The organism is Streptomyces sp. NPDC034043 (assembly GCF_055575675.1).
Map to the genome: position 1 here is coordinate 429,238 of NZ_JBVISF010000005.1, position 15,590 is coordinate 444,827.

Genomic DNA, 15,590 nt, shown 5'->3' on the forward strand with positions numbered 1-15,590 from the left:
CCACCCCCTACGGGGCGGAGGCGGTCCGCACCGGGTACGTCCGGACCGCCACCTCCTCGTCGTCCAGGCAGCGCCCCGACTCCAGGTCGAAGCGCTGCTTCAGCAGCGGCGACGCCACGAAGGGCCGGCCCGCCGCGGCCCCCAGCAGCCCGCGCGACAGGACCTGCGCCCCGGTGAACGGGTCCTGGTTCCCGATGGCGTACGGGCGGCCCGAGCGGTCGAGGAAGACCGCTGCCTGGCTCCCGTCGGGCAGCAGGGCCGCGACCCCCCGCCCGGGGGTGAGCACCGACAGCGGGCACACCGTCAGCCAGCCTTCGGCCACCTTCAGTTCGACGGTCATCGGACCGGTCCTCCAATGGTCAGGACGGCCAGGTCGGGCTTGACCTGGTCGCGCTCGGGAACGAACTTCACCGTCGGGTCGGGGGCGCCGGGCGCGTTGACGAAGGACACGAACCGGCGCAGCCGGTCCGGGTCCGACAGGGTCTCGGCCCACTCGTCGCGGTAGTGCGCCACGTGGTCGGCCATCAGGGCCTCCAGCTCCGCGCACAGCCCCAGGGAGTCGTGCACCACCACGTCCCGCAGGTGGTCCAGGCCGCCCTCCAGGCGGTCCAGCCAGGTGGACGTCCGCTCCAGCCGGTCGGCGGTGCGGATGTAGAACATCAGGAACCGGTCGATGAGCCGGACCAGCTCCGCGTCCGAGAGGTCCTGGGCGAGCAGGTCGGCGTGCCGCGGGGTGGCCCCGCCGTTCCCGCCGACGTACAGGTTCCAGCCGCTCGCCGTCGCGATGACGCCGAAGTCCTTGCTCTGCGCCTCCGCGCATTCGCGGGCGCAGCCGGACACCGCCGACTTCAGCTTGTGCGGGGCCCGCAGCCCCCGGTAGCGCAGCTCCAGGTCGATGGCCATCCGTACGCTGTCCTGCACCCCGTAGCGGCACCAGGTCTGCCCCACGCAGGACTTCACCGTCCGCAGGGCCTTGCCGTACGCGTGCCCGGACTCGAAACCGGCCTCGACCAGACGGGCCCAGATCTTCGGGAGCTGGTCCACGCTCGCGCCGAACAGGTCGATGCGCTGACCACCGGTGATCTTCGTGTAGAGGCCGAAGTCGCGGGCCACCTCCCCGATCACGATCAGCTTGTCGGGGGTGATCTCGCCGCCCGGGATGCGCGGCACCACCGAGTACGAGCCGTTGCGCTGGAGGTTGGCGAGGAAGTGGTCGTTGGTGTCCTGGAGGGCGGCCTGTTCCCCGTCCAGTACGTAGCCGCTGGCGCCCAGGGTCGGGGCCAGGGAGGCGATGATCGAGCCGACGGCGGGCTTGCAGACCTCGCAGCCCTCGCCGCCGCGCGCCTCGGCCCGGCCGTGACCGTCCAGGATCTCCCGGTAGGAGACCAGCCGCCGCGTGCGGACGATCTCGTACAGCTCGGCCCGGGTGTACGGGAAACAGCCGCACAGCCCCTTGTCGGCGGCGGCCGGCAGCAGCTGCCCGATCACCTTCAGGCAGCTGCCGCAGCCGGTGCCGGCCTTGGTGCACTTCTTCACCTCGGGCAGGGTGGCGCAGGCGGTGATGGCCTTCTTGGTGACGTTGTGGCAGGAGCAGATCACCGCCGTGTCCGGCAGCGCGGACGGACCGAGCGCGACGGGTGCGCCGACCCCCGCGGGCAGCACCAGCTGCTCGGGGGCGACCGGCGGGACGCTGCCGGTGAGCGGGCGCAGCAGCCCGTACGAGTCGGCGTCGCCGACCAGCACACCGCCGAGCAGTACCCCGTCGGCGGAGACGACCAGCTTCTTGTAGACGCCTGAACGGGAGTCGGACCACACCACGTCCAGGCTGCCCTCGGCGGCGCCGTGCGCGTCGCCGAAGGAGGCCACGTCCACGCCGAGCAGCTTGAGCTTGGTGGAGAGGTCCGCGCCGGTGAACTCCTTCTCCCGGCCCAGGAGGTCCTCGGCGGCGGTCTCGGCCATCTCGTAGCCGGGCGCGACCAGCCCGTAGACGCGGCCGTCGACGGCCTGCGCGCACTCGCCGATGGCGTACACGTGCGGGTCGGAGGTGCGGCAGCGGGCGTCGACGGTGATGCCGCCGCGCTCGCCGACGGCCAGCCCCGCGGCGCGCGCCAGCTGGTCGCGGGGGCGCACCCCGGCCGAGAAGACCACCAGGTCGGTGTCGACCGTGGAGCCGTCCGAGAGGCTCATCCCGCGGACGGAGCCGTCCTCACCGGTCAGCACCTCCTGCGTGCCGACCCCGGTGTGCACCGTCAGGCCCATGGACTCGATGGTGCGCAGCAGGGCCGCGCCGCCGCCTTCGTCGACCTGGACGGGCATCAGGCGCGGCGCGAACTCCACGATGCGGGTGGCGAGCCCGAGGCCCTGGAGGGCGCCCGCCGCCTCCAGGCCGAGCAGCCCGCCGCCGACGACGGCTCCGCTGGAGCGGGTCTTGGCGTAGTCCTCGATCGCGAGGAGGTCCTCGATGGTGCGGTACACGAAGCAGCCGGGTGCGTCCTTGCCCGGGACGGGCGGCACGAAGGGGTAGCTGCCGGTCGCCAGGACGAGGACGTCGTACGGGAAGACCTGCCCGGAGCGGGAGGTGACCGTACGGGCGCCGGTGTCGACGTGCTCGGCGGGGTCGTCGAGGCGCAGCTCGATCCCGTGCTCCTCGATGAAGCCGGCCGGGGTGAGGGAGAGGTCCTCGGGGGTACTCCCGGAGAAGTACGAGGTGAGGTGGACCCGGTCGTAGGCGGGCCGGGGCTCCTCGCAGAGCACGGTGATCCGGTGCGTCCGGGTGGCCCCGCGCTCGGCGAGGGCCTCCAGGTAGCGCTGGCCGACCATGCCGTGTCCGATGAGCACGATCGCGGGCAGGGGCTCGGGCACGGTCATCAGTGGCCTCCGTCGTCGGTGAGCAGGTGGAACGGGTCGTGCGGGGCGGTCAGGAACTCGTCGCCCTCCCAGGTGCGGGCGAGGGCGCCCACCGTGGAGAGCTCCCCGAGGAGCACCCCGCCGACGAGCCGGTCGCCGCGCAGGACGACCTTGCGGTAGGTGCGGCGGGTGGCGTCGGCGAGGCGGAGCACGTCGTCGCCGGGGAGCGGGGTGGGGTCGCCGAACGCGGCGAGGTCGAAGGGGCCGGGGCCGTCGGCGGTGGGGAGCGTGAGGCGGGTGAGGGCGCGGGTGCCGCCGTACTCGGCGTCGCCCCCCAGCAGGACCGCCGCGAGCGCGTCGGCCTGTTCCAGGGCGGGTCCCGCCAGGCCGTACACCCGGCCGTCGTGCTCGGCGCAGTCGCCGATGGCGTGGACGCGCGGGTCGCCGGTGCGCAGCCGGCCGTCGACCACGACGCCCTTGCGGACCTCCAGTCCGGCCGCCTGGGCCAGCCCGACGCGCGGACGGACCCCGCAGGCCAGGACGACGACGTCGGCGTCGAGCCGGTAGCCGTCGGCGAGCTCCACCCCGGTGACCCTGCGGGGGCCCGGGCCGGGCGTCCGGCCGGGCACCCGGTGGGCGGGCGGACGGGCGGGGCCGGTACTTCCGGAGAGCGGGGAGGAGCCGCGCCGCGGCCCCGCCGGTCCGCCCGGCGCGGGCGTCGTGATCAGGCCGCGGACCCGGCATTCCGTGTGGATCTCCACGCCGAGCGCCGTCAGGTGGTCCCGCAGCAGCGCGGAGGCGTCGGCGTCCAGCTGGCGCTCCATCAGGCGCTCCGCCTGCTGGGCGAGGACCACCTGAGCACCCCGCGCGGCCAGCGCACGCGTCGCCGAGACGCCCAGCAGCCCGCCGCCGATCACCACCGCCCGCACGCCCGGGCGTACGGCCGCCGCGAGGGCCAGGCAGTCGTCCATGGTGCGGAACGCGTGCACCCCCTCGGGGAGTTCCCGCCCGTCCGGGGCGAACAGCCCGCGCAGCGGCGGAAGCACCGGGTTGGAGCCGGTGGCCAGCACCAGCGTGTCGTACCGCTCCACGGAGCCGTCGTCGCAGTGCACGGTGCGGTCCGCGCGGTCGATCCGCACCGCCCGCACACCCCGGCGCAGGGCCGGGCCGGGTTCCGGGAGCGCGGTGACCTCGGGTGCGTACCGGCCGGCCAGCACCTCCGCCAGCAGGACCCGGTTGTAGGGGGCGTGGGTCTCCTCCCCGAGCACGGTCACCGCCGCACCGGGGCCCAGCCGCGCAGCGAGCCGCAGGCCCGCCAGGCCGCCGCCGATCACCACCACACGCTGTTCCGAGGTCATGGCACGAGCGTGCGGGCAGGCTGTTTCCCCGCCGCATCGCCCCTGTTACCCGGACGGAACACCGACCTCAGCGCCCCGGTCAGGGGCCCGTGAGGCGCTCCCGCGCCGGTCAGGGCGCGTGAGGACCTCCGGGCGCACGGAGTTGCCGCCCCGGAGGCCGCCCGCCGGGGCCGGCGCCCGGGCGAAGCTCAACCTTTGCGCAAGTTTCCGGCGATCGATGGTTCTTGCATCGATCCGGTCCCTAGGGTCGGGGCCGTGCCTGACATATCGACAACCATGATCATCGTGCTGTGCGCGGCCGCCGCGGCGGCCGGCTGGATCGACGCGGTCGTCGGCGGCGGCGGCCTGCTGCTCCTGCCGGCCCTGCTGCTCGGCCTGCCGAACGCCCAGCCCGCCGCCGTCCTCGGGACCAACAAGGCGGTGGCCATCGTCGGCACCGCCGGAGCGGCCGTCACCTACGCCCGCCGGACCCCGATCGACGTGAAGCTCGCCGTCCGGATCGGGCTGGCCGCGCTCGCCGGATCCATGGGCGGGGCCGCGCTCGCCGGCGGGATCAGCAAGGACACCATGAGGCCGCTGATCATGGGGGTGCTGGTGGTCGTCGCCGCCGTGGTCATCTTCAAGCCCGGCTTCGGCGCCGCCCCCTCCGCCTCGCCCGTCTCCCGGGGCCGGGTGCTCCTCGCCATCGCCCTCGCCGGCCTGGGCATCGGCTTCTACGACGGCCTCATCGGGCCCGGCACCGGCACCTTCCTGGTGCTGGCCCTGACCGCCCTGCTCCACCTCGACCTGGTCACCGCCTCCGCCACCGCCAAGATCGTCAACTGCTGCACCAACGCGGGAGCGCTCGCGATGTTCGCGTACCAGGGCATGGTGTTCTGGCAGCTGGCCGCGCTGATGGCGGTCTTCAACCTGGCCGGCGGCATGGCCGGGGCCCGGATGGCACTGAAGAAGGGCAGCGGCTTCGTCCGCGGCGTCCTGCTCACCGTGGTGGGCGCCCTCGTGGTCAAGCTCGGGCTCGAACAGTGGGGATAGCGGCTCAGGCCGTCCCCGTCAGGTGGGCGAAGACGACCACGTTGCCCTGGTAGCCGGTGCGCGGCGAGAAGGCGCCGCCGCAGGTGATCACCCGCAGCTCGGCGCGCGGCGAGGGCCCGTACACCCGCCGGTCCGGGAAGGCCCCGGAGTCGTACACCTCGACGGCGTGGACGGTGAACAGGGCCGTACGCCCGTCCGCGCGGGCGACCTCGATCACCGCCCCCCGGCGCAGCGCCCCCAGGTGGTAGAAGACGGCCGGGCCGCTGGCGTGGTCGACGTGCCCCGCGATCACGGCGGTCCCCGCCGCCCCGGGGGTGGTCCCGTCCCGGTACCACCCCGCGAGGTCGAGGCGGGACGGCGGGGGCACCTCGAGGCGGCCCTCGCGGTCCAGGCCCAGCCCGGTGAGCGGGGCGTCCACCCGGATCGCCGGGATCCTGATCCGCACCGGCGGCGAGCCCGGGAGCGGGGCGATGCTCCCGGGGTACAGCAGCTGCGCGCTCAGCGCCTCGGCGGGGGAGGGCAGCGGGGGCCGCACGGTCACGGCCGAGCCGCTGCCGATGAGCCAGACGCCGACGCACAGGGCGACCGCCACCAGCCCGGCCCGCACCGGGAGCGCCCTGACGCCCGGCGACCCGCCCCGCCGGGTGCGGGTGCCGGTGCCGGTGCTGGTGCTGGTGCTGGTGCTGGTGCCGAGGATGCCGCCGGACGGGCCGCCGCGTACGCCGGTGCCGCCGTGGAGTACGCCGTCCCGCCGGGCGGCGCCGTCCGGTACGCGGTCCCGCCCGCCGGGGAAGCCGCCACACATGCGCCGTACCCCCTCGTCTCGCCGTTCCTGGGAGTGGCCGTCGCCCGTCCCCGCGAACGGGGGGACCTCGCGGGGCGGGCGACGGGGGGCGGTACCGGTCGGACCGCGGCCGCAGCCGCGGTGGGCGCCCGTCAGCTCCGCGTGCCGCTCGCCCGGCGACGCAGGAGCCAGGTACCGCCGACGGCGGTCGCGGCCAGCACGGCCGCTCCCGCCGCGATCTTGGCGGGGTCGGTGGCGGTGGTCGTGCCACCACCCACCCCGGTCCGGACGTGGCCCTGCGGGCCGCGCTCGGTGACGACCAGGTCGCCGGTGGCGAACTTGCCGTTCGTACAGGTCGCGCCGATGCCGTAGGTGCCCGGCCGCAGACCCGCGCCGACCCGGAACTGGCCCGTCACCACGTCCGCGCGGTGGCCCGGCGCCAGGTCGAAGCGGCCGCCGTCCACCGTGCTGGCGTCGCCCTCGGCCCGGCCGCCCCGGCCGCAGGCCTTGGTGTGCACGGTGACGGTGGCCCCCGGGGCGGCCGACTTCGGCCAGACCTCCAGCACGGCGAAGTCCCCGGGCGCGAAAGCCGTCATGCCGAGCTCCGCGGCCGCCACCGCTCCGGCGACCGGCCCGGCGAAGGCGACGGCGGTCAGCGCGGTGGCGGTGAGCACGTGAGCGGTGCTGCGGCGCATGGGTACTCCAGGGGGACACGGGGTCGTGCTTCGAGATAAACCGGCCCGCCCGGTGCGCGCCTGCCGAACCGGCGCCGGATGGCGCCCGCGGTGCCCCGCCGGCCCGGCATCCGTGCAGGTCAGGGCCGTGAAGGGGCATCCGTGTCCGGCCACGCCGTCCGGGTGATGTCAGGCCGGCGGCGCGGCGGCGGCGTCCCCGGGACCGGGCGGAACCGGTCGTTACGGGACGCCCGCCCGGGCAGCCGGGGACCGCGCGAGAGCGGTGCGTACGGTGGGGGTGCGCGGCGGAGCGGGGCCCTCGGACCCGGGCCGCCGCACCGTCCAGCCATCGTCGGGGGAGGGCCCTGTGGCATCGGTCGACCGGCCGGGATCCGCGTCCGGCGTGCTGCCGTTCTTCGTGTACGGGACGCTGCGGCCTGGGGAGTCCAACCACGACCTGTTCCTGCGGGGCCGGACGGCGGCCGAGGAGCCCGCCCGGCTGCCGGACGCGGCGCTGTACGAAGGGCCCGGCTACCCGTACGCCGTCGACCGCCCCGGCTCCGCCGTGGCCGGCGAGCTGATCACGGCCGCGCCGGGGGCGTACGCGGAACTGCTGGCCGCACTGGACCTGCTGGAGGAGTACGCCGGTCCGGGACACCACGGGAACGTCTACGACCGGGTCGCCCGCGAGGCCGTCCGCCCCGACGGCAGCCGGGTCCGGGTCTGGGTCTACCTGGCGGCACCCCCGCTGGCCCGCCGCCTCGCGGAGTCGGGCACCGAGATCCCCGGCGGGGACTGGCTCCTGCGCTAGGCGCATCCGCGGGGCGTGTCCGCGGGGCGGCCGCGGGGTTTCGGCCGGGGCGCGGCCGCTACAGCCCTTCGGCGCCGCGGTTGCGCAGGCGCTGGCCGTACTGCTGGAGCACCCACAGCTCCTGCTGGATCGCCGCGTGCTGCTCCGGCGGGGCCTGCGGGCTCAGCCGGGTCAGGGCGCCCTGGATCTCCAGGACCCGCCGGTCCACCGCGCGCAGGCGGACCTGGACCAGCTGGACGCCGGCGTAGACCTCGTCCACCGTCTTGGCGTGGATGGCCTCCACCGCCAGCTCCGTGACCATCGCGCGGACGGTGTCGTTAGGAGCCGCGTCACGGACCCGGGCCAGATAGTCGTCGGTGGCCTGCGCGGCCCCGCCGGCGTCCTGGATGGCCTGGCGGACGGCCGCGTACGGCGGGGCGGTGAACTCGTCGATCCCGTACGCGTCGAAGGCGGGCGAGACCAGGGCCGGCCGCTGGAGCGCCAGTTTGAGGAGCTCCCGCTCGGTGCGGTGGGCGGGGCTGCGCAGGTTCAGCGCCGGTCCGCCGGCGCCGGCCGGCGGCGGCGCGGGAGCCGGTTCCTGGGGACGGCCCCGGCCCTGCTGCTGCGGCTGGCCGCCGCGTTCGCGGGCCCAGCGCGCCAGCTGCGCCACCCGCTTGACGACGAACTGCTCGTCGAGGATGCCCAGCATCCCGGCCAGCTGGACCGCCGACTCGTGCTGGATCGAGAGGTCCTTGATGCTCGCGACGACCGGCGCGGCCTCGGCCAGTGCGGCCGCCCGCCCCGCCGGGTTCTCCAGGTTGTGGCGGCCCACGATGTGCCGCAGGGCGAACTCGAACAGCGGGGTGCGCGAGTCCACGAGCCCGGCCACCGCCGCGTCGCCGTGCGCGAGACGCAGGTCACAGGGGTCCATGCCGTCGGGGGCGATGGTGATGGAGGTCTCCGCGGCGAACTTCTGGTCGTCCTCGAAGGCCCGCAGCGCCGCCTTCTGCCCGGCCGCGTCACCGTCGAAGGTGAAGATCACCTCGGCGGTCGCGTTGTCCATCAGCAGCCGGCGCAGGATCTTGATGTGGTCCCCGCCGAAGGCCGTGCCACAGGTGGCGATGGCGGTGGTGACCCCGGCCAGGTGACAGGCCATGACGTCGGTGTAGCCCTCGACGACCACGGCTCGCGAGGTCTTCGCGATCTCCTTCTTCGCCAGGTCGATGCCGTACAGCACCTGGGACTTCTTGTAGATCGCCGTCTCGGGGGTGTTCAGGTACTTGGGCCCGTTGTCGTCCTCGCGCAGCTTGCGCGCGCCGAAGCCGACCACCTCGCCGCTGATGTCCCGGATCGGCCACATCAGCCGGCCCCGGAAGCGGTCGATGGGCTTGCCGCTGCGGCTGTCCTGGGCCAGCCCGGAGAGGATCAGTTCCTTGTCGGTGAAGCCCTTGCCGCGCAGGTACCGGGTCAGGTGGTCCCAGCCGGCCGGGCTGTAGCCCACGCCGAAGTGTTCGGCCGCCGCCTGGTCGAAGCCCCGTTCGGCCAGGAACCGGCGGGCGATCTCCGCCTCGGCGCCGCCGAGCTGCTCCGCGTAGAAGACGGCGGCGGCCTTGTGCGCCTCGACCAGGCGGATCCGCTCGCCGCGGCCGCTGGTGCCGGCGGTGTAGCCGCCCTCCTCGTACCGCAGGGTGATGCCGGCCTGGCCGGCCAGGCGCTCGACCGCCTCCGAGAAGGAGAGGTGGTCGATCTTCATGATGAAGTCGAGGGTGTCCCCGCCCGCCTGGCAGCCGAAGCAGTGATAGAAGCCCTTGCTGGGGCTGACCTGGAAGGACGGGGACTTCTCGTCGTGGAAGGGGCACAGCCCTTTGAGGTTGCCGCCGCCGGCGTTGCGCAGCTGGAGGTACTCGGAGACCACGGCGTCGATCGGGACCGCGTCCCGTACCGCCTTCACGTCGTCGTCGTTGATCCGTCCTGCCACCCGTGAATTCTACGGCCGGGCGCCGGCAAACCCGTCAGGCCCCCTCCGCCGGCACCAGGGACTCAAGCGGAACAGAAGGGTCCGCCAGTTTTTCGCGGTCCACCGGCGCCTTCGACCTGATCAGGGCCTGGATGGGCTCGACGACGTCCCACACGTTCACGTTCATCCCGGCCAGCACCCGGCCGTCCGAGAGCCAGAACGCGACGAACTCCCGCTTGCCCGCGTCCCCGCGCACCAGCACCTCGTCGTAGCCGCCCACCGGGGCGTACCCGGAGTACTCCAGACCGACGTCGTACTGGTCGGAGAAGAAGTACGGCACCCGCTCGTACGAGACCTCCTGCCCCAGCATCGCCCGCGCGGCGGCCGGGCCGCCGTTGAGGGCGTTCGCCCAGTGCTCGACCCGCAGCCGGGTGCCCAGCGCCGGATGGTGGGCGGCGGCCACGTCCCCGACGGCGAACACGTCCGGGTCGGAGGTCCGCAGCGAGGCGTCCACGGCGATGCCGCCGCCGTGCTCCCGGTCCACCAGGGCCAGCCCCGAGGTCTCGGCGAGCGCGGTGCGCGGCGCCGCCCCGATCGCGGCGAGCACCGCGTGCGCCGGGTGCTCCTCGCCGTCGTCCGTGCGGGCGGCCATCACCATGCCGTCCTGGCCGACGATCTCCGTCAGCCGCGCGCCGAAGTGGAAGCGGACCCCGTGCTCGGCGTGCAGGTCGGTGAAGAGCCGGCCGATCTCCGGGCCGAGCACCGCGTGCAGCGGGGTGGGCAGCGGCTCGATCACGGTCACCTCCGCCCCGTAGCCGCGGGCGGCCGCCGCCACCTCCAGGCCGATCCAGCCCGCCCCGGCGATCAGCAGGTGGCCGTTGTCCCGGCCCAGGGAGGCCAGCGCCTTGCGCAGCAGATCGGCGTGGGCGAGCCGGCGCAGGTGGTGCACCCCGGCCAGACCGGTCCCGGGGATGTCCAGGCGGCGCGGCTCGGCGCCGGTGGCCAGCAGCAGCTTGTCGTAGTGCAGCAGGGTGCCGTCGCCCAGGCGCACCGTCTTGGCGTCCCGGTCCAGGTGCACCGCGGGCTGGCCCAGGTGCAGCTCGACGTCCGCGCCCGCGTACCAGGACGGCTTGTGCACGAAGACGCTGTCGCGCTCCTCCTTGCCCAGCAGGTAGCCCTTGGACAGCGGGGGCCGTTCGTACGGATGGTCACGCTCGTCGCCGATCAGGATCACCCGGCCCGTGAACCCCTCCGCCCTCAGCGTTTCGGCGGCCTTGGCCCCGGCCAGCCCTGCGCCAACGATGATGAACGTCTGGTGTGCGTCGACCACCTGATGCCTCCTCATAACCCATCGGCCACGTGCGGCCACCTTGCGAGCGTCCCGCACCCAGCCTGCCGCGTGAAGGGGGAGTGGCCCGATCGGCTCACCCTTCGGCGCGCCGCCCGCGTCGGGTGAGGCGCGCGTGCAGGGAGCGGGCGGAGGCGTCGGTCAGGCAGGCGATCTGGTCGATGACCGCCCGTTTGCGGGCCCTGTCGTCCGGCGCCGCGTCGAAGATCGCCCGGAACTGGGGGTCCAGGCCCTCCGGCGCGCGGGCGCTGAGCGCCTCGGCGAGTTCGGCCAGGACGATGCGCTGGTCGGCCCGCAGCCGCTCCTGCTCGTCGCGCTGCATCACGTACAGGTCGGCGACCGCCTTGAGGACCGCGCACTCGTTGCGCGCCTCGCGCGGCACGACCAGCTCGGCCGCGTACCGGGTGAGCCGCCCGGCGCCGTACGCCTCGCGCGTGGCGCCCTCGGCGGCCAGGCAGAAACGGCCGATCAGCTGGCTGGTGGCGTCCTTCAGACGGGCCTGAGCCACCGCCGAACCGTCATAGCCGTGCGGCCACCACTCCTCCTCCATCAGCCGGTCCAGTGCCTCGCGCAGCTCCTCCGGGGAGGTGTCGGCGGGCACGTACCGGCCGATCGCGACCCGCCAGATGGCGGTCCGCTCCGGCTCGGCGAAGAGGAGGTTGGGATCGAGGTGGCCGGCGTGCAGCCCGTCCTCGAAGTCGTGCACGGAATACGCGACGTCGTCCGCCCAGTCCATCACCTGGGCCTCGAAGCACTTGCGGTCGGCGGGCGCGCCGCGCCGCAGCCACTCGAAGACCGGCAGGTCGTCCTCGTACGCCCCGAACTTCACCGAGGCGGGGTCGGTGGGGTGGTCCCCGCGCGCCCAGGGGTACTTGGTGGCGGCGTCCAGGCAGGCGCGGGTCAGGTTCAGGCCGACGCTGGCCAGCTCGCCGTCCGGGCCGGTGACGAACCGTTTGGGCTCCAGCCGGGTCAGCAGGCGCAGGGACTGGGCGTTGCCCTCGAAGCCGCCGCAGTCCTTGGCGAACTCGTTGAGCGCCTCCTCGCCGTTGTGCCCGAACGGCGGATGGCCCATGTCGTGGGAGAGGCAGGCCGCTTCGACCAGGTCCGGGTCGCAGCCGAGGGCCGCGCCGAGCTCCCGGCCGACCTGCGCGCACTCCAGGGAGTGCGTCAGCCGGGTGCGGGGACTGGCGTCCCAGTCGAACGAACGGGTGCCCGGGGTGACGACCTGGGTCTTCCCGGCGAGGCGGCGCAGCGCGGCCGAGTGCAGCACCCGGGCGCGGTCGCGCTGGAAGGCGGTGCGGCCGGGCCGTTTGTCGGGCTCGGGGGCCCAGCGCTCGGTGGCGGCCGGATCGTAGGACTCGTAGGCGGGAGCGTGCGACGTGCCTTCCATGCTCAGACGTTAACCGGAGCCACCGACAATCGGAGCGATCCGGAGCGATCCGGAGCGATCCGAGCGATGCGGCCGTCAGGCGGTGGCCAGTTCCCGTTGCCCGGCGCTCCGGGCCAGCGCCTCGTCGTAGCGGTGCAGCACCAGCCGGGCCAGGGCCGGGTGCGCGCCGAGCGGGGCGGCCGCCGGACCGGTGGCGGCGGCGGCGCTCGCCGAGGCGAACCGGCCCGGGGCGGCGAAGTACGAGGCCACCGCGGTCCGGTGGTGCCCCCGGGCGGTCAGCGCCCGGACGGCGTCCGCCACGCTCGGGGCGGCCGCGGAGGCGTACGCAGGGACCACGGGCACCCCGCCGAGCCGTTCGGAGAGCAGGTCGGCGCTGCGCCGGGTGTCGGCGGCGGAGTCCGGGTCGAGGGACCCGGCCGAGGCCAGTACGACGGCCGTGCCCGGAGTCCAGCCGGCCTCCAGGAGCCGCTCGAACAGGGCCTCGACGAGCAGGGGGTGGGGGCCGAGGGGGGCGGCGGTCCGGATCCGCAGGTGCCCGGCCCGGGCCGCGGCGGCGGGGAGGTCCCGCTTGACGTGGGTCCCGCGTCCGAGCAGCAGCGGTACGAGGACGGCCGAGCCGGTGGTGTCCCGGAGGGTGTCGGACAGCAGCGGCCGGTTCAGCTCGATGTGCCCGAGGCGGACGTCGAGGGCGGGGCGGAGCTCGCGGACCCGCTCGAGCAGGGCGAGGACGGTGAGCGGGGCGCGCGGATCGCGGCTGCCGTGGGCCACGGCGACGAGGGTGGGGTGCATGGGAGGACTCCGTGGTGCCGGGCGCGGGGCGGGCGCAGGCCGCTGAGCTGGGTGCCGAGCTGATCGGTGATCCGGGTCAGCAGCTCGGCCGCGCTGCCGAAGGGGAGGGAGGGCGGGAGGGCGGAGGAGGGGAGGGGCTGGGTGGCGGGAGGGTGCACCGGCTCCGTCATGAACCGATCCTGCGGGGTCCAGATTGCGTGGGCGTTGCGCGGGGGTGACGGGTGTTTTCCTGCGGCTCACTCGGTCATTCGTACGAGTGAAAGGCGGGGCGGGTGGAACTGGGGGCGGGGCCGGTTCGTCAATCCGTGCGAAAGGCGTGCGGGATGAGGGGGGACGGTCATGGACGAGCGGGAGCGGGTCGGGCGGTGGTGGGCCGTGCGGGAGTGGGCCGTGCGGTGGCGGGCCGTGCGGTCGCGCGCAGGCGCGCTGCGGACGGTGCGGGTGCGCCGGAGGGCCGTGCAGACGGTCATGGCGCTGTGCGTGCTGGCGCTGCTGCCCTCGACGTGGACGCGCGCCGCGGCCGCCGACCGGCTGCGGACCACCGCCGACGCGCCCGACGCCGGGGTGGCGGTGGTCTTCGGGGCGGGCCTGTGGAAGGGCCGGCCGACCCCGTACCTGGCGTACCGGCTCGACGCGGCGGCGGAGCTCTACCGCGCGGGCAAGGTGAAGGTGGTCCTGGTGACCGGGGACAACAGCCGCACCGAGTACGACGAGCCGGGCGCCATGCGCGCCTACCTCAGGGGCCACGGGATACCGGACGACCGGATCGTCAGCGACTACGCCGGATTCGACACCTGGGACTCCTGCGTGCGGGTCCGGGAGATATTCGGGGTGCGCCGCGCGGTGCTGGTCAGCCAGCACTTCCACATACACCGCGCGGTGGCGCTGTGCCAGGCGGCGGGGGTGGAGTCCTACGGTGTCGGCGTCGACGACGAGCACGACTCCACCTGGTACTACGGCGGTGCCCGCGAGGTCTTCGCGGCCGGCAAGGCGGCCCTCGACGCGGCCTTCCAGCCACAGCCGAGGTTCCTCGGCCCGAAGGAGGAGGGGGTGTCGCGGGTCCTGGCAGCTCTGGCAGACTGACACCGCGGATCGGCGTATGCCTATTAGTCATATGCGGAGTATCCGCGGTGGGGGTGGAGCGTGGGGGCTGTGGTCGATCTGAGCGGCAAGGCCGTCGTCATCACGGGTGGGGCCCGGGGCCTGGGCGCGGCGGCCGCGCAGGCGGTCGTCGACGGGGGCGGCCGGGTGCTGATCACCGACCTGCTGGAGGACGAGGGCGCCGAGACCGCCGCCAGGCTCGGCGACGCGGCCCGCTTCCTGCGGCACGACGTGACGAGCGAGACCGACTGGCGGGCGGCGCTGGAGTACGCGGCCGCCGAGTTCGGCCGGATCGACGGACTGGTGAACAACGCCGGCATCCCCACCGGCCAGTTCCTGGAACACGAGAGCGTCGAGCACTTCCGCCAGGTCGTCGAGGTCAACCTGGTCGGTGTGTTCATCGGGATCAAGACCGCGATACCCCTGATGCGGGCGAACGGCGGCGGCTCCATCGTCAACATCTCCTCCGCGGCCGGCCTCACGGGACTCGCCCTCACCGCCGGGTACGGGGCCTCCAAGTGGGGGGTGCGGGGGCTGTCGAAGATCGGTGCCGTCGAGCTCGCCGAGGCGAGGATCCGCGTCAACTCCGTCCACCCCGGCATGACGCTGACCCCGATGACCGCCCCCGTCGGCATCCGGGCCGGCGAGGGCAACTACCCCGGGGCCCCACTGGGCCGCGTCGGCGTCCCGGAGGAGATCGCGGCCGCCGTCGCCTTCCTCCTCTCCGACGCCGCCGGCTACGTGACGGGCGCCGAGCTCGCCGTGGACGGCGGCTGGACGGCCGGCCTGACGGTGAGGTACCTGACCGGACAGTAGGCCGGTCTCACCGCGCGAGGCGTGCAAGATCGATGTCGATGCCGAAGGGCACGCTCGTCTTGAGGTGCTCCCGGTGGATACCGGTGGGGACGTAGGTGCGGGTCGTGTCGTCAAGCTCGTAGGCGTGCACCACCGGGAGGCCGTGTTCCTCCTCGATGCGCCAGAAGTGCCGGATCCCGGCCCGGGCGTACTTGAAGGGCTTCGTCTCCCGATCCCGCTCCTGCGACTCGTCGGAGACCACCTCGACGACCAGCGCGACGTCCTCCGGCAGGAAGCAGGTCCGGTCCGGGTCGTAGGTGACGGTCGCTGCGATGACATCGGGCTCGGGGCGGCTCTTCACGCTCAGGCGCACGGTCATCTGCGCCGCGACCGTGCTCTCCTCTGATGCCTGGTCCTCCAATGCGGCGGTCAGACGGCGGACGACACGGTCGTGCCAGGCCCGCTGGGGCGACACCATGAAGATCAGTGCTCCGTCGATCAGTTCGGTGCGGCGGGGCAGGTTCGGGATGCGGTCGAGGTCGTCGGCCTCCCAGCCGCTGGGGCGCGGCGGGTAGAGCCACTCGGGAAGCGTGGCGGTCATGGTGTCCTCCAGTCCTGGCCCCGCCAGCCTAGCCACGCCCGGCCGCCGACGGGCCTCATCGGGTGCGGCTCACCGTGCGGGGCCGGGCACCGGGAGACCGGCGTACCCCACGTGTAACGCGAGG

14 protein-coding genes are annotated in these 15,590 nt (G+C 74.4%); 4 read left to right on the forward strand and 10 right to left on the reverse strand.

Annotated elements, in window-relative coordinates; genetic code table 11:
* Positions 1-7: 7 nt before the first annotated feature.
* From nirD to ACZ51S_RS15730, 3 genes are read right to left on the reverse strand one after another with little or no spacing between them, the layout of a single operon-like run.
* A complete protein-coding gene (nirD, locus tag ACZ51S_RS15720) occupies positions 8-340 on the reverse strand; it encodes a nitrite reductase small subunit NirD (RefSeq protein WP_388939052.1) in 333 nt (110 codons plus the stop codon).
* Entirely contained in the window at positions 337-2,868 is a 2,532-nt protein-coding gene (nirB, locus tag ACZ51S_RS15725) for a nitrite reductase large subunit NirB (protein WP_468884033.1), read from the reverse strand. The genes nirD and nirB overlap by 4 nt, the downstream gene beginning before the upstream one ends.
* Positions 2,868-4,205: an NAD(P)/FAD-dependent oxidoreductase gene (locus ACZ51S_RS15730; protein WP_468884030.1), complete on the reverse strand. Its 1,338-nt coding sequence runs from the start codon at positions 4,203-4,205 to the stop codon at positions 2,868-2,870. The genes nirB and ACZ51S_RS15730 overlap by 1 nt, the downstream gene beginning before the upstream one ends.
* 255 nt (positions 4,206-4,460) lie before the next feature.
* On the opposite strand from ACZ51S_RS15730, the gene ACZ51S_RS15735 reads away from it, so the two are divergent.
* A complete protein-coding gene (locus tag ACZ51S_RS15735) occupies positions 4,461-5,237 on the forward strand; it encodes a sulfite exporter TauE/SafE family protein (protein WP_388939058.1) in 777 nt (258 codons plus the stop codon).
* Positions 5,238-5,241: 4 nt separating this feature from the next.
* On the opposite strand, the gene ACZ51S_RS15740 is transcribed toward ACZ51S_RS15735, so the two are convergent.
* Both ACZ51S_RS15740 and ACZ51S_RS15745 read right to left on the reverse strand, forming a co-directional pair.
* Positions 5,242-5,844, reverse strand: coding sequence for a class F sortase (locus ACZ51S_RS15740; RefSeq protein ID WP_468884275.1), 603 nt, complete (start codon positions 5,842-5,844; stop codon positions 5,242-5,244).
* A gap of 329 nt (positions 5,845-6,173) precedes the next feature.
* On the reverse strand, positions 6,174-6,716 hold the full coding sequence (locus ACZ51S_RS15745; RefSeq protein ID WP_468801986.1) for a hypothetical protein: 543 nt from the start codon (positions 6,714-6,716) through the stop codon (positions 6,174-6,176).
* A 346-nt stretch (positions 6,717-7,062) separates the two neighbouring features.
* Between ACZ51S_RS15745 and ACZ51S_RS15750 the strand changes: the two genes are divergently transcribed.
* Positions 7,063-7,506, forward strand: a complete 444-nt coding sequence (locus ACZ51S_RS15750) for a gamma-glutamylcyclotransferase family protein (RefSeq protein WP_468801985.1) — start codon at positions 7,063-7,065, stop codon at positions 7,504-7,506.
* Positions 7,507-7,564: 58 nt separating this feature from the next.
* Here ACZ51S_RS15750 and dnaG read toward each other — a convergent pair whose 3' ends face one another.
* The 4 genes from dnaG to ACZ51S_RS15770 form a co-directional block, all read right to left on the reverse strand.
* Positions 7,565-9,463, reverse strand: a complete 1,899-nt coding sequence (gene dnaG, locus ACZ51S_RS15755) for a DNA primase (protein ID WP_468477842.1) — start codon at positions 9,461-9,463, stop codon at positions 7,565-7,567.
* A gap of 34 nt (positions 9,464-9,497) precedes the next feature.
* Positions 9,498-10,772, reverse strand: a complete 1,275-nt coding sequence (locus ACZ51S_RS15760) for an NAD(P)/FAD-dependent oxidoreductase (protein ID WP_388939066.1) — start codon at positions 10,770-10,772, stop codon at positions 9,498-9,500.
* Between the two features lie 94 nt (positions 10,773-10,866).
* Positions 10,867-12,180 (reverse strand): deoxyguanosinetriphosphate triphosphohydrolase, encoded by a 1,314-nt coding sequence (locus ACZ51S_RS15765; protein ID WP_468477844.1) that lies wholly within the window; start codon positions 12,178-12,180, stop codon positions 10,867-10,869.
* Between the two features lie 75 nt (positions 12,181-12,255).
* Positions 12,256-12,969 (reverse strand): sirohydrochlorin chelatase, encoded by a 714-nt coding sequence (locus tag ACZ51S_RS15770; protein WP_468961039.1) that lies wholly within the window; start codon positions 12,967-12,969, stop codon positions 12,256-12,258.
* A gap of 468 nt (positions 12,970-13,437) precedes the next feature.
* Between ACZ51S_RS15770 and ACZ51S_RS15775 the strand changes: the two genes are divergently transcribed.
* Entirely contained in the window at positions 13,438-14,052 is a 615-nt protein-coding gene (locus tag ACZ51S_RS15775; RefSeq protein WP_468477854.1) for a SanA/YdcF family protein, read from the forward strand.
* 69 nt (positions 14,053-14,121) lie between these two features.
* Positions 14,122-14,886 (forward strand): glucose 1-dehydrogenase, encoded by a 765-nt coding sequence (locus tag ACZ51S_RS15780; RefSeq protein ID WP_468801984.1) that lies wholly within the window; start codon positions 14,122-14,124, stop codon positions 14,884-14,886.
* A gap of 7 nt (positions 14,887-14,893) precedes the next feature.
* Here ACZ51S_RS15780 and ACZ51S_RS15785 read toward each other — a convergent pair whose 3' ends face one another.
* Positions 14,894-15,466 carry a Uma2 family endonuclease gene (locus ACZ51S_RS15785; RefSeq protein ID WP_468477847.1) on the reverse strand — a complete coding sequence of 191 codons (573 nt, stop codon included), beginning with the start codon at positions 15,464-15,466 and terminating at the stop codon, positions 14,894-14,896.
* Positions 15,467-15,590 lie beyond the last annotated feature (124 nt).

Coding starts and splice junctions, on each gene's coding strand:
- ACZ51S_RS15745 (WP_468801986.1), bottom strand. CDS start 6,716: ATGCGCCGCAGCACCGCTCACGTGCTCACCGCCACCGCGCTGACCGCC.
- nirB (WP_468884033.1), bottom strand. CDS start 2,868: ATGACCGTGCCCGAGCCCCTGCCCGCGATCGTGCTCATCGGACACGGC.
- ACZ51S_RS15770 (WP_468961039.1), bottom strand. CDS start 12,969: ATGCACCCCACCCTCGTCGCCGTGGCCCACGGCAGCCGCGATCCGCGC.
- ACZ51S_RS15765 (WP_468477844.1), bottom strand. CDS start 12,180: ATGGAAGGCACGTCGCACGCTCCCGCCTACGAGTCCTACGATCCGGCC.
- ACZ51S_RS15785 (WP_468477847.1), bottom strand. CDS start 15,466: ATGACCGCCACGCTTCCCGAGTGGCTCTACCCGCCGCGCCCCAGCGGC.
- ACZ51S_RS15730 (WP_468884030.1), bottom strand. CDS start 4,205: ATGACCTCGGAACAGCGTGTGGTGGTGATCGGCGGCGGCCTGGCGGGC.
- ACZ51S_RS15775 (WP_468477854.1), top strand. CDS start 13,438: ATGGCGCTGTGCGTGCTGGCGCTGCTGCCCTCGACGTGGACGCGCGCC.
- nirD (WP_388939052.1), bottom strand. CDS start 340: ATGACCGTCGAACTGAAGGTGGCCGAAGGCTGGCTGACGGTGTGCCCG.